This window comes from Acidocella aromatica, assembly GCF_014201825.1.
GTDB classification, from domain to species: Bacteria; Pseudomonadota; Alphaproteobacteria; order Acetobacterales; family Acetobacteraceae; genus Acidocella; species Acidocella aromatica.
In genome coordinates this window covers 384,923-397,384 of the sequence record NZ_JACHFJ010000001.1, presented here as the reverse complement: position 1 = coordinate 397,384, position 12,462 = coordinate 384,923, and the positions used below count along the sequence as shown (strand labels likewise).

The window sequence follows — 12,462 nt, the reverse complement described above, 5'->3', positions numbered from 1 at the left end:
ATCACCATGTCATACGCCATCAAGGAAATCTTCTACACGCTGCAAGGCGAGGGGCTGAATGCTGGTCGCCCGGCGGTGTTCTGCCGCTTTGCGGGCTGCAATCTGTGGAGCGGGCGCGAGGAAGACCGCGCCAAGGCCGTCTGCCAGTTCTGCGATACCGATTTCATCGGCACGGATGGAGAGGGCGGCGGGCGCTTCGCCACGGCCGAGGCGCTGGCGGCTTCCATTGCCCAGGCCTGGACGGGCGAGGCGGGCAACCGGCTCGTGGTGCTCACCGGCGGCGAGCCGCTGTTGCAGGTGGATGAAGACCTGATCGCGGCACTGCATGCCCAGGGGTTCGAGATCGCGGTTGAGACCAACGGCACCGTCGCGTCGCCGCCGGGGCTGGATTGGGTCTGCGTCAGCCCCAAGGCTGATGCGCCATTGCAGCTCACGGCGGGAGATGAGCTGAAGCTCGTCTATCCGCAGCCGGGTGTCGATCCTGCATCCTTCGTTGGCATGGCGTTCAAAAACTTCTTGCTGCAACCTATGGATGGCCCCGACCGCGCGGCGAACACCGCCTCGGCCATCGCCTATTGCCTCGCGCATCCGCGCTGGCGGCTCAGCGTGCAGACCCATAAAGTGCTTGGAATTCCCTAGATGATCGAACTCTCGAAACGGTTTTACTTCGAAGCGGCGCATACGCTCATTCGCGTGGTGGATGCCGAGCCCAGCCGGCGCATCCACGGCCACACCTACCACGCCGAGGTGATGCTGCGCGGCGAGCCAGACCCGCAAAGCGGCATGCTGCTGGATCTCGGCATTTTCGAGCGCGTGCTGGCCGAGGTGCGCGAGCAGCTCGATCATCATTTCCTCGACGAGATTGCCGATCTTGGTCCGGCGACGATGGAGAACCTTGCCATGTGGATCTGGCGCAAGGTCCAGCCCAAGCTCCCCGGTTTGGCGCGTGTGTGTGTGTACCGCGAGGCGAGCGGCGATAAATGCTGCTACGCGGGGTGACTGCCCTGAAACGCGGCCCAGCCCTGGGCGCGTAGCTGGCAGGCGGGGCAGGTGCCACAGCCCATGCCCCAATCGTGAAGCTGCGTGGTGTCGCCGTTATAGCAGCTGATGGTCTCGTCGCGGATCAACTCCACCAGCGCTTCGCCGCCGAGCTGCTCAGCCAGCTTCCAGGTCTGCGCCTTGTCGATCCACATCAGCGGCGTGTGGATGACGAAGCGCGCCTGCATGCCCAGATTCAGGGCAAGCTGCATGGCCTTCATCGTGTCGTCGCGGCAATCGGGGTAGCCGGAATAATCCGTCTCGCACACGCCGGTGACGAGATGTTTCGCCCCGCGCCGATACGCGATGGTGGCGGCGAAGTTCATGAAGACCAGATTCCGCCCGGGCACGAAGGTGTTGGGCAGCCCGTCGGCCCGCATGGCGATGGCGACATCCTGGGTCAGCGCCGTGTCGCTGATCTGGCCGAGCACGGTGAGGTCCACCAGATGATCCTCGCCCAGCTTGGCCGCCCAGGTGGGGAAGCGCGGGGCGATGGCGGCGCGCACATTTCGCCGCAGCTCCAACTCCACACGGTGGCGCTGGCCGTAATCAAAGCCGATGGTCTCGACGTGGTCGAAGCGGTCCAGCGCCCAGGCGAGGCAGGTGGTGGAATCCTGGCCGCCCGAGAACAGGACGAGGGCAGTCTGTTCGCTCATGTTCGCGTTAGACCGCAGGGCGGGGCCCAAGGCAAGCGCGGCGTTATGCGGTTGGCAGCATGCGGCGCAGCACGCCGTCCTTGAGGCTGTAATGGTGGTAAAGCGCCGCCAGCGCATGCAGCCCCGCGAGCACGACGATGCTCCAGGCGGTGATGTCATGGATCTGGTCCACCCACTCGCCCACCGGCTTGGAAAAATCGCCGAAGGGTGAGGGGATGAGCAGGCCGAAGAAGCTCAAGGGGTGGTTGTCCGTCCAGCGTGTGAAGAAGCCGAGCGGGATTTCCAGCGCCAGCAGCGTGTAGAGCAGGTGATGCACACCCTTGGCCGCACGGCCCATGAGCCCCGGCTCGGCGGGGAAGCTGACGCGGCCGGGCCGGGTCCGCCAGAACAGGCGCAGCGCGAAGATGGCGGTGAGGATCAGCCCGAAGGACATATGCGACACCACCATCAGGTGTTTCGTGGGCCGGGGGAAGAAATCCCAGAATTCCGCCAGGGCGAATTGCAGCACCACCAGCGCCGCCGTGGCCCAATGCAGGGAGATGGTGAGGCCGTCATATCGTGCGGTGGCGGTGCCTGCGCTCATGTTGGGGATCCTTGAGGGCTTATAGTTTATACGGTCGTGTCGAAAAGGCGGCCGATGCCTGTTGTCGCGGCCATGGCGAGCGCGCCCCAGAAGGCGACGCGCAATGTTGGTTTCAGGATGGGCGCGCCCCCCGCTTGCGCCCCGATGGCGCCGAGCAGCGCCAGGAAGACCAGCGCGCTGACGCCGATGGTTGGCATGAGCGCCGGCATCGGCGTGAAGGCGGCGAGGAGCAGCGGGGCGGCGGCGCCGGAGGAGAACATCAGTGCCGAGGCGATGGCGGCCTGGACGGGGTTGGCGCTGCTGGTTTCGGTGATGCCGAGTTCGTCGCGCGCATGGGCGCCAAGGGGGTCGTGGCTCATCAGCTGTAGCGCCACCTCGCGGGCCAAAGGCGGCTCCACCCCGCGCGCGACGTAAATCTGTGTCAGTTCCTCGACCTCGAATTCCGGCTGGGTCGCCAGCTCGTCGCGCTCCTTGGCCAGGGCGGCGTTTTCGGTGTCGGACTGGGAGCTGACAGACACATACTCGCCAGCGGCCATGGCCATGGCGCCCGCCACCAGCCCGGCTATGCCCGCCACCAGGGCATCGTGCCGCGCGCCGCTGGCGGAGACCACGCCCAGGATCAGGCTGGCGGTGGAGATGATGCCATCATTCGCGCCCAGCACGGCGGCGCGCAGCCAGCCGGTCCGTTCCAGCATATGGTTTTCGGAGTGTTTGTTTCGCATGACTAGCCCTCATCTGTACCCGAACGTCTGCCGAAGCAGCGCATCATAGAAACATAAATTGTAACAGCGGAAGAAGATTTGGGGAAATCAGCCCGCTAGGGAAGCTTTAATGATTATTGCCTATTGAATAAACATATAATGCTTCATTATTCGATCTTGCTCCATTTAGGTGGGAAAATATTCTCTATCTAGGCGGGTTGGGAGATCGCTATAACGATGGAGTTGTATAAAGCGTTCGCGAAGAACTGAGGCCGTCCGGCATTTCCGCTGTGGAGGCTAGGCACTGCGCCGGCCAAAAAACTTCTATAAGTTTGTGCGAAGGCGAGCACGCCTCCGGTCGTCACCCGCGAAGCTCTGTTCAGCATGGCGGCGCGGGTGGAGCAAATCCACTGGCATGTCCACCCCGATGCGCCCCTGATCCAGCGCCACCAAGCGGCCGGCCAGCGGCGGCTCATCGTTCACATCATGCGTGACGAGCAGCGCGGCGGGTTGATGGGCCCGCCAGAGTTCGTCCACCAACGTCTGCAGCGGGTGACTCGGCTCTTACGCGAGTATAAGGAGGTGGGTGTGGAGAACTTCATCCTGTCCGGCTACCCGCATCTTGAGGACGCGTACCGTAAGCATCCGTTTGGCCAGTCACACAATAGCGGCCCGTTTGGCGAGACGGTGGCCAATGCTTACCGCCCCGCCACCCAGGCTGCCGGGTAAGTCAGATCAGCCAGGCATGCCGGGGAACTGGGGCAAGCCGTCGGCAGGCTTATCCCAAGATTGGGCGCTGGCCATGAAGATATGCATCGATGGCGTGACCTGGGACGGATTGTCCAGGCTGCCGACATTGATGAACGTTACATCCGGGAGCGCCCCGGCATTGTTGGTGAACAGGCGTGAGCCACAATTCGGGCAGAAATTCCGGTCCAGCCCCTTGCCGCTGCTGCCAGCGTAGCGGAACGATTTCGGCGCGCCCTTGGTGACGCGGAACGCAGCGCTTGGCACGCCGCTGACCGTGGCCATCGCCCCGCCCGAGGCTTGCTGGCAGTCGCGGCAATGGCAATGCGCGGTGAAGATGGGCTCGGCGGTGCATTCGTAACGGATCTGGCCGCAGGCGCAGCCGCCTTCGAGGCTGATGGACATGGCTGGATTTCCTCCTGATGTTTTTGATGTGGCCGGAATCTGCCGCCCCGGCGATAGCGAGTCTAGGGATATTATGATTTCCCGAGCAAGCCGATGCGGCAAGGCGCCTCTTCTATGCACAGTACGAATGCGTCTAAGAATTAAAAACTGTTTATGGCAAAAATTTTCGGTATTTTTGGTTGTTTTATAATTTTTATAAAAATATTTTCTTTATTTTGCGAATTCTTTGAGGGTCGTTATTAATATACAAAAACTATATTTTATGTCTTTAATGTGTAGTTTTCCTGCGTATCAGAATGCGTGCGATCGCAATTCATGCATCAGGGGATGCTTCACATGTTTCAGCCCGGTAGCAGGGTCGGCCACTCGTAGTCGCGCGGGTCAACTGGGCCTGCCGCCACCTGCTCGATATAGCGTGCCACGATCCGCTCGTTGAACAGCTCGTGGTAGCGCGCGCGTCCGGCGGTGGCCATGGCCATGCGTTGGGCGGGATCGGCGGCCAGGGCGCGCAGCCCGGTGGCAAGCTCCTCCAGGCTGGAGGCGAATAGCATCTGCTTGGCGGTGAACAGCGTCTCGTAGCCGGTCCCGCGTTCCATCGCCACCACCATGCCGTTGCCCGCGAGCTGGGCCAGACGGTCCGAGCTGTAGAGCCAGGAATCCGGGCGGCGGCTGATGTTCAGGCCGATCCCGGCCTCGCACATGGATTGCTGGAACTCATACCCCTTCAGCGGCGGGCGTCCGGCGATGCCGGGCAGCGTCATGCGCAGCTCCGGGCATAGTTGCTGTAGTTGGGCGCAGAACTCGTTCATGTTCCAGTCGCGCCCGAACACGCACCGGGGCGGGTGGGCGGGGTTGCGGCAGGCGTAGAACACTTCGAACGGCAGCTCGGCGCGCTCGTGGTTGCGTGCGGTCTCGATGGAGAAATCCACCGGATTGGGCAGGAACCCAACGAGATGCCCCGGACGGCGGAACTGCTCCAGCTCCGCTCCGGCGGTGGAGATCAGCGTGGCGTCCACCACATCGAGCTTGGCGTTGATGCGAGCGACATTGTCGGGCTCGAACAGCGGATCGACATTCCACTGGATCACCCGCAGGGCAGGGCGGTCACGCCGGATGGCGGCCACCGTCTCGGGGGAGATGACGTCCGCATGGCCGAGCAGCAGAAGATCCGGCCGATGCATCTCGCAGATTTCGCGCAGGACCCTGTTGGCATGGCGCGTGCCCAGGCGCCGGTAGCCGAAGGCGCTCATCCGCGCCACATCACGGTCCGAGACATTGAGGACGTTATGGCCGTTGCGCGTCAGGCCGTTGGAGAGCTTGATCGAGACCGCGTGCAGGTTCGGGCTTTTCCGCGTGATGGGAAAACTGCTGACGTGAATGATTTGCATGGCTTATGCTTGGCGATGGCTCGCCCATGCGTAGCGGCGCATGAGGTAGACGAGGAGATGGCCGTAAAACCGCAGGGCGCAGCGGAAGCGCTTCAGCAGTGGCAGGTTGTCCGGCACCACGCTGGGCTGATTGTCGGCGGGTACGCTCTCAAGCGCTTTGACCCAAGTTGCATCCTGCTCATAGCCCAGGCCGATCAGCCGGGCGGGCAGGTCCGGGTAGCGCCTGATATGCGCCTTGATCCGTGGCAGATGCTGCTGCCAAGCCCCGACATTCTCGGCCGAGACGGCGCGGATGCCGCGCATGGCCTGGACGATCTTCGTTGACTGGCGCACGCCTTGCGGGATGTGTTCCTGATATTGGCTGAAGGGCACGGCGTTTTGCAGAAACGGCAGGCGGCGGAGCAGGTCCTGCTGCGTCTTGTCGGGTGTGCGGACCAGATCTTCGTAACGCACGGTAATGAAGCGCGGGTGGTCCTGCATCGCCTCGTAAACCGCTAGCGCCTCGTACCAGGTGCGCAGATTGGACCAGTAGCGCCCCGGCTTGCTGCCATGCCCGCTCACCACCAAGTCGCGCGGGTCGCGGAGCATGAAGATGAACCATAAATCCCGGTCGAATTTCAGCAAGGGGGAGGCGAAACGCTCCTCGCCGGGGCATTTGCTCACCAGCACGCGCTCCCCATGCGGCATTCGCCGCCAAATGCGCTCTTCGTGGCTGGTTACGCCATCCACACCCATGCAGACCGAGAACAGCGTATGCATAATGGTCGTGCCCGAACGCGGCGGGCCGATGATATGAATGCGCTGCGTGTTCATCTGGCCTAGGGTATAAAAAAGCCCGGCGATGTAAAGTTGCCGTGATTTTGGCGCCAGCCACGCCCTTGAGACCGCAATCTTCCTGAGCATTCCACAGGTTTTGAGCGGGCTCGGCGACGGTGGGGCGGGTTTGGCGGCGCAATGGTTACAATGTGTAACCCCAGGGGCAGCGCCTGTTGCAAATAAGCTGCTCATGCGCCGGATACGGAACGATATGCTTCTTGTAGGGAATTTGAGTTGCGTTTTGGTAAAATCCTGTGGTGTTATCCGCCTATGAGGAATTTTGCTCATGGTTTCCGCGGGGAAACCTACCGTTTTGCCGATCTGAAAACCGTTTTGGCCCGCGCTTCCGCCCGGCGCTCAGGCGACGAACTGGCGGGGCTGGCCGCCTCTTCCGATGCCGAGCGCGTCGCCGCCCGCGTGGTGCTGGCCGATTTGCCGTTAAAGATATTCCTCGAACAGCCGCTGATCCCCTACGAGGAGGACGAGGTCACGCGGCTGATCTGCGATACGCATGATGCCGCCGCCTTCGCCCCGGTCTCGCACATGACCGTTGGGCAGTTCCGCGACTGGCTGCTTTCCTACGAGGCCGATTCCGCCATGCTGGCCGCATTGGCGCCGGGACTAACGCCCGAGATGGTGGCGGCGGTGAGCAAGCTGATGCGCAACCAGGACCTGATCGCGGTCGCGCGCAAATGCGTGGTGGTGAAGAAATTCCGTAACACGGTGGGGCTGCCAGGGCGGCTTTCCTCGCGCCTGCAACCCAACCACCCGACCGACGACCTAAAAGGCATTGCCGCCTCCACGCTGGACGGGCTGCTTTATGGCTCGGGTGATGCCGTGATCGGCATCAACCCTGCCACCGACAACGTGCAGAACTGCCTGCGACTGTTGGGCATGCTGGATGAGTTGCGCCAGCGCTACGAGATCCCCACCCAGACTTGCGTGCTGACGCATGTGACAAATGCCATCGAGGTGATGCAGGCGGGCGGGGCGGTGGACCTTGTGTTCCAGTCCATCGCCGGTAGCCAGAAGGCCAATGAGGGGTTCGGCGTTACCCTTTCCGTCTTGCGCGAGGCGCAGGACGCGGCGCTCTCCCTCAAGCGCGGCACCATTGGCAGCGATGTGATGTATTTCGAGACCGGGCAGGGCGCCGCCCTCTCGGCGGACGCGCATTGGGGGCTGGACCAGCAGACCATCGAGACCCGCGCCTATGCCGTGGCCCGCGCCTTTAAGCCGCTGCTGGTGAATACCGTGGTCGGGTTCATCGGGCCGGAGTACCTCTACGATGGCAAGCAGATCATCCGCGCCGGGCTGGAGGACCATTTCTGCGCCAAGCTGCTCGGCGTGCCGATGGGCTGCGATGTTTGCTACACCAACCATGCCGAGGCCGACCAGGACGACATGGACACGCTGATGACGCTGCTGACCGCCGCCGGGGTGAGCTTCGTCATCGCCGTGCCGGGGGCGGATGACGTGATGCTGAACTACCAGTCGCTCGCCTACCACGACATTCTGTATTTGCGCTCGGTGTTCAACGCCCGCCCGGCCCCGGAATTCGAGGTCTGGCTGGAGAAGATGGACATGGTGGACCGGGCGGGGCGGATGAAGCTGCCCACGCCCTCCAACGCCGTGCTGCAACGCCTGATCGGAGATAGCCGCAATGCCGCCTGAAGACCCCTGGGAGCAGCTGCGCCTCGCCACCCGCGCGCGCATCGGGCTGGGCCGCGCGGGCGATGCGATGAAGGTGGAGGATGTGCTGGATTTCCAGTTCGCCCACGCCATGGCGCGCGATGCCGTGCACGCCAAGCTGGACATCGCCAGGCTGAAAACGGCGCTGCCCGGCGCTGTCTGCGTGCATAGCGAGGCCGAGGGGCGCGAGCAGTATCTGCGCCGCCCGGATCTAGGCCGCCGTCTGGCCCCTGAGTGTTTCGAGCAATTGCCGCGTGGCGAGTACGACGCCGTGTTGGTGATCGCCGACGGGCTTTCCGCCACGGCGGTGATGCACAACGCCGTGCCGATGGTCGAGGCCGTGATGGAGCGGCTGTCCGGCTTCCGCATCGCGCCGCCGGTCATCGCCACCCAGGCCCGCGTGGCGCTGGGCGATGATATCGGCGAGGCGCTGGGCGCGAAGCTGTGCGCCGTGCTCATCGGCGAGCGGCCGGGGCTGACCGTGTCGGACAGCCTGGGCGTTTACCTCACCTATAACCCCAAGCGCGGCACGCTGGATTCGGCGCGCAACTGCATCTCCAACATTCACACCCATGGCGGGCTCTCCTACACCACGGCGGCGGACATGCTGGCCTGGCTGATGCGCGAGGCGCTGCGCCGCGGCCTGACCGGGGTGGGGCTGAAAGAGGCGAGCGGGCTGCTGGGCGGAGAGACCCAGGCGGCTCTGGCGGGCTAGAACGCCGCCGCGAGCAGATAGAACGCCGCCCCCACCGCCGCCGAGGCGGGGATGGTGATGAGCCAGGCGATAACCACGCGGTGCGCAACCCCCCAGCGTACGGCCGAGGCCCGGCGCGCCGCCCCGACGCCCACCACGCAGCCGGTGATGGTATGGGTGGTGGAGACCGGGATGCCGAAAGTGGAGGCGGCGAACAGCATGATCGAGCCGCCCGCCGAGGCGCAGAAGCCCTGGTGCTGGTCGAGCTTGGTGATGCGGCTGCCCATGGTCTCGATGATCTTCCACCCGCCGGTAAGCGTGCCCAGGGCCATGGCCGTGTAGCAGCCCAGCACCACCCAGCCCGGAACATGGAAATGCTGCCCAAGCAGCCCCTGCGAGTAGAGTAGCACGGCGATGATGCCCATGGTCTTCTGCGCGTCATTGGCGCCATGGCCCACGGAATAGGCCGCAGCCGAGAGCAGATGCAGCTTCTTGAAGATGGCCTCAGCCCCTGCGGCGGAGGCGCGCAGGAACAGCCAGCTCGTGAGCAGCATCAGCAGCATGGAGACCACCAAACCGACCACCGGCGAGAGCACGATGGCGGTGGTGGTCTTGGTTACCCCGGCCCAGACGATGGCTTTGGGTCCGGCATGGGTCACGCCCGCCCCCAGCAGCCCGCCGATGAGCGCATGCGAGGAGGAGGAGGGAATGCCCTTCCACCAGGTGATGACGTTCCATACCATCGCCCCCACCAGCGTGCCGAAGATGACCTCGGGGGTGATGACATCCTTGCTGATGATGCCCTTGCCCACGGTTTCGGCCACCTTGAGCCCGAACAGCCAGTAGGCGGCGAAGTTGAAGACGGCGGCGAACAATACCGCCTGCACGGGGCTGAGCAGCTTGGTGGAGACGGCGGTGGCGATGGAGTTCGCCGCATCGTGCACGCCGTTGAGGTAATCGAAGGCCAGGGCCATGGCCACCAGCCCGATCAGCAGGGGCAAAGCGAGCGTCATATGCTGCATGGGAGGCTCTTCAGGCGTGGTCGATGACGAGACCGTCGATCTCGTTGGCCACGTCCTCGAAGCGGTCGACCACCTTCTCTAGATGGTTATACAGCTCGCGCGCCACGATGAAGCCCATCGGGTTGGTGGCGCCGTGGGTCTTGAAGGCGCGCTTGAGGCCCTTGGCGTGGATGTCGTCGGCTTGGCCTTCCAGGCGCACGAGACGCTCGGTCAGCTCGTGCAGCCGGGCGGCGTTGGCGTGGATGTTGCGCAGCAGGGGCAGAGCCTCGGCCAGCAGGCGGGCGGAGTCGACGATGATCGCCGCCATGTCGCGCATCTCCGGCTCGAAGGCGCTGACCTCGTAGAGGCTGGTGGCGCGGGAGGTTTGCAGCATCTCGTCGATGGCGTCGTCCATGGCCGAGATCAGGCTGGTGATCGAGCCGCGGTCGAACGGCGTGAGGAAGGTGCGGCGCACGGATTGCAGCACCTCGCGGGTGATGATGTCGGCTTCTTCCTCGCGCTCGCGGATCTCGCGGATATGCTGGTCCATCGCCTGTCCGCCCTGGAGCAGGCGGGTGAGCGCGCCGCTGCCCGCCACCAGAGTCTTGGCATGGGCCTCAAACAGCTCGAAGAAGCGGCCCTGCTGGGGCAGCAGCGCCTGGAACCAGTGAAACATACGCAATCCTTCTTTGACCGCCCGCATCCGCTCGCGCAGGTCTGTTTTTCTGTTCAGGTTGGCGAACTCGCTCTTGCGAAAGCTGCGCATGAGGTTGCCAAGATCCCCCTCATCCACAGCCTTCGCCGCCTCGGCCAGAGGAAACCAGCGCCGCTCGCGCTCAGCCTGCTCGGGCCAGTCAGCCAGTTCGTTCGTCACCGCGAAGGGATAGACATCCACGTCCACTAGGAGCGAGGCGCCGGTGTTCAGCAATTTGCGGTAGCGGTAGCTGCCCAGCGGGGTGGGGCAGGTGGAGCCCTCGATCCCGGCTTCTTCGAACGCCTCGCGCGCGGCGGCGCTATGGGGCGGCAGGCCCTTCATGCGGTTGCCCTTGGGCAGCACCCAGCGGCGCGTGCGCCGGGAGGTGACGAGCATCACTTCGATCGGCGCGTCCAGCGAGGGGCCGATTGAGCGGTAGGGCAGAACGGCGATCTGGCGAACGGCACACCTCTGGAGGTTGGATGAAGACATGAACGGAACCGGGCGGCTTATCGGAGCGATCCCTTGTCACGTCAACGTCACACATGGGCAAGGCGCAAACGCAAACGTGCCGGCGCGAAACCGCGCCGGCACGTTTGCGTTCACAATTCGGGAGAAGGCGGTTTATGCGGCGCCCAGGTAAGCGCGGCTGCCATAATACCAATTATAGGCGGCGTCGCGGGGGGTGGTCAGGTCCGAAGCCTCGCCACTGCCTTGCAGCGCCTTTACCTCGTTCTGCAAAACCGCGATCTCATGGCGCATTTGCGTCAGGGGTTCAGGCGAGGCGACCGCGTGTGCCGTGATGCTGGACGACAGGGCAACGCTAGGCGCCGCATAAGCCGGAAGACCAAACCCAGCCAGGGCAAGGGCAGTGCATGCAGCGACAATATGCTTGTTCATGTTCTCTATTCCTTCTTCCCCGTTCTCGGAGGCTTGAAGTGTTACAGTTAGAAGACACTGGAATGTCTACTCCCGCGCCCCGCAGCGGTAAAATTCATTCTATGCATTATAACGATGAAAAATTTTCATGTATGGCCTAATCAACCTGGTCTGTACGCCAACTTGCGCGCCCTTTGGCCTGGGATAGGAAAGGAAGGAGTTGGGGCATGGACATCAACGCGGCGCGGACTTTTCTTGAGATTGTAAGGACTGGCAGTTTCGTGAACGCGGCGGCCAATCTGCACCTGACGCAGACCGCCGTGAGCGCGCGCATCCGCGTGCTGGAGTAGCAGCTCAACCGCCCGCTATTCATCCGCAACAAGACAGGGGCGCAGCTGACGCGGGAGGGGCGGAAGTTCCTGCGCTTCGCCACCACGCTGGTGCAGGTGTGGGACAGGGCATGCCAGTCCGTGGCGCTGCCGCCGGGGAGGGAACTGGCCGTGACCGTGGGGGCGGAGTTCAGCGTGTGGAACCCGCTGATGCGTCACTGGCTGGTGTGGATGCACGATGAATGCCCGCGTATCGCCGCCAATGTGCGGGTAGACTCCGCGCCTCGGCTGGTGGAGCAGGTGCAGAACGGGTCGCTGGATATCGCGGTTGTCTACGCAACACAGCAGAAGCAGGGGCTGATCAACGATCTGCTGATCGACGAGAAACTGGTGTTCGTGCGTAACACGGGGGCGGAGGGCGAGATCTCGCCCGAAACGCATGTGCGCGTGGAGTGGGGCGAGGATTTCCTGGCGGGGTATGAGGCCGCCTACCCCGAACTGGCCCATGCTGGCATCAGCGTCAGCCACGGGCCGCTGGCGCTGGATTATATCCTGGCCGTGGGCGGCAGCGGCTATTTTCGCATGAGCGTGGTACGCCCGTTCATTGCCCAGGGGCTGCTGGAGCTGGTGCCCCACAGCCCAGTTTTCTCCTATTCGGTTTATATGGTCCACTCATCCAAGGCCGATGAGGACGTGCTGGCGCAGATCCGCACGGGCTTACGCGCTGCGGCCAGATTGTGCGAATAGAGATTGTTTAAGAAGCCGCTTTGGAGAGGAGTCACGGGGCGGGCGCCGGAGCACAGAAAACCGCGCCGTGACGGCCTCCGGATTAGGCTTGTGGA

16 protein-coding genes are annotated in these 12,462 nt (G+C 63.6%); 7 read left to right on the top strand and 9 right to left on the bottom strand.

All coding sequences use genetic code 11. The features are described 5' to 3' along the window. Positions 1 to 6: 6 nt before the first annotated feature. Together queE and HNP71_RS02015 are read left to right on the top strand one after the other, a co-directional pair. Positions 7 to 639: a 7-carboxy-7-deazaguanine synthase gene (gene queE / locus HNP71_RS02020; RefSeq protein ID WP_183265159.1), complete on the top strand. Its 633-nt coding sequence runs from the start codon at positions 7 to 9 to the stop codon at positions 637 to 639. Further along, the gene (locus HNP71_RS02015) at positions 640 to 999 is read left to right on the top strand and encodes a 6-pyruvoyl trahydropterin synthase family protein (RefSeq protein WP_183265158.1); all 360 of its coding nucleotides are present in this window, start codon (positions 640 to 642) and stop codon (positions 997 to 999) included. Here HNP71_RS02015 and queC read toward each other — a convergent pair. The 3 genes from queC to HNP71_RS02000 are packed head-to-tail and all read right to left on the bottom strand — an operon-like array spanning position 987 to position 2,999. Next, the gene (gene queC / locus HNP71_RS02010; protein ID WP_183265157.1) at positions 987 to 1,694 is read right to left on the bottom strand and encodes a 7-cyano-7-deazaguanine synthase QueC; all 708 of its coding nucleotides are present in this window, start codon (positions 1,692 to 1,694) and stop codon (positions 987 to 989) included. The genes HNP71_RS02015 and queC overlap by 13 nt on opposite strands. A gap of 43 nt (positions 1,695 to 1,737) precedes the next feature. After that, positions 1,738 to 2,277 (bottom strand): cytochrome b, encoded by a 540-nt coding sequence (locus tag HNP71_RS02005; RefSeq protein WP_183265156.1) that lies wholly within the window; start codon positions 2,275 to 2,277, stop codon positions 1,738 to 1,740. A gap of 26 nt (positions 2,278 to 2,303) precedes the next feature. Then, positions 2,304 to 2,999 (bottom strand): VIT1/CCC1 transporter family protein, encoded by a 696-nt coding sequence (locus HNP71_RS02000; RefSeq protein ID WP_183265155.1) that lies wholly within the window; start codon positions 2,997 to 2,999, stop codon positions 2,304 to 2,306. Between the two features lie 375 nt (positions 3,000 to 3,374). Here HNP71_RS02000 and HNP71_RS01995 point away from each other — a divergent pair, with 375 nt between their 5' ends. Next, complete coding sequence (locus tag HNP71_RS01995) at positions 3,375 to 3,707, top strand: hypothetical protein (protein WP_183265154.1); 333 nt, start codon at positions 3,375 to 3,377, stop codon at positions 3,705 to 3,707. Positions 3,708 to 3,713: 6 nt separating this feature from the next. Here HNP71_RS01995 and HNP71_RS01990 read toward each other — a convergent pair whose 3' ends face one another. The 3 genes from HNP71_RS01990 to HNP71_RS01980 form a co-directional block, all read right to left on the bottom strand. Further along, a complete protein-coding gene (locus HNP71_RS01990) occupies positions 3,714 to 4,130 on the bottom strand; it encodes a GFA family protein (RefSeq protein ID WP_183265153.1) in 417 nt (138 codons plus the stop codon). Positions 4,131 to 4,471: 341 nt separating this feature from the next. Continuing rightward, positions 4,472 to 5,518 (bottom strand): glycosyltransferase family protein, encoded by a 1,047-nt coding sequence (locus HNP71_RS01985; RefSeq protein ID WP_183265152.1) that lies wholly within the window; start codon positions 5,516 to 5,518, stop codon positions 4,472 to 4,474. A 3-nt stretch (positions 5,519 to 5,521) separates the two neighbouring features. Then, positions 5,522 to 6,331 carry a sulfotransferase family protein gene (locus tag HNP71_RS01980; RefSeq protein ID WP_183265151.1) on the bottom strand — a complete coding sequence of 270 codons (810 nt, stop codon included), beginning with the start codon at positions 6,329 to 6,331 and terminating at the stop codon, positions 5,522 to 5,524. A 273-nt stretch (positions 6,332 to 6,604) separates the two neighbouring features. Here HNP71_RS01980 and HNP71_RS01975 point away from each other — a divergent pair, with 273 nt between their 5' ends. Both HNP71_RS01975 and eutC read left to right on the top strand, forming a co-directional pair. Beyond that, on the top strand, positions 6,605 to 8,005 hold the full coding sequence (locus tag HNP71_RS01975) for an ethanolamine ammonia-lyase subunit EutB (protein ID WP_183265150.1): 1,401 nt from the start codon (positions 6,605 to 6,607) through the stop codon (positions 8,003 to 8,005). Continuing rightward, positions 7,995 to 8,738, top strand: coding sequence for an ethanolamine ammonia-lyase subunit EutC (eutC, locus tag HNP71_RS01970; protein ID WP_183265149.1), 744 nt, complete (start codon positions 7,995 to 7,997; stop codon positions 8,736 to 8,738). The genes HNP71_RS01975 and eutC overlap by 11 nt, the downstream gene beginning before the upstream one ends. Here eutC and HNP71_RS01965 read toward each other — a convergent pair. From HNP71_RS01965 to HNP71_RS01955, 3 genes are all read right to left on the bottom strand, one after another. Then, on the bottom strand, positions 8,735 to 9,739 hold the full coding sequence (locus HNP71_RS01965) for an inorganic phosphate transporter (protein WP_183265148.1): 1,005 nt from the start codon (positions 9,737 to 9,739) through the stop codon (positions 8,735 to 8,737). The genes eutC and HNP71_RS01965 overlap by 4 nt on opposite strands. Before the next feature lie 10 nt (positions 9,740 to 9,749). Continuing rightward, positions 9,750 to 10,904 (bottom strand): DUF47 family protein, encoded by a 1,155-nt coding sequence (locus tag HNP71_RS01960; RefSeq protein WP_183265147.1) that lies wholly within the window; start codon positions 10,902 to 10,904, stop codon positions 9,750 to 9,752. 132 nt (positions 10,905 to 11,036) lie between these two features. Next, the gene (locus HNP71_RS01955; RefSeq protein ID WP_183265146.1) at positions 11,037 to 11,312 is read right to left on the bottom strand and encodes a hypothetical protein; all 276 of its coding nucleotides are present in this window, start codon (positions 11,310 to 11,312) and stop codon (positions 11,037 to 11,039) included. 206 nt (positions 11,313 to 11,518) lie between these two features. On the opposite strand from HNP71_RS01955, the gene HNP71_RS14055 reads away from it, so the two are divergent. Both HNP71_RS14055 and HNP71_RS01950 read left to right on the top strand, forming a co-directional pair. Continuing rightward, positions 11,519 to 11,641, top strand: a complete 123-nt coding sequence (locus tag HNP71_RS14055) for a LysR family transcriptional regulator (RefSeq protein ID WP_221246566.1) — start codon at positions 11,519 to 11,521, stop codon at positions 11,639 to 11,641. 120 nt (positions 11,642 to 11,761) lie between these two features. Beyond that, entirely contained in the window at positions 11,762 to 12,367 is a 606-nt protein-coding gene (locus tag HNP71_RS01950) for a LysR substrate-binding domain-containing protein (RefSeq protein ID WP_221246565.1), read from the top strand. The last annotated feature ends 95 nt before the right edge of the window (positions 12,368 to 12,462 follow it).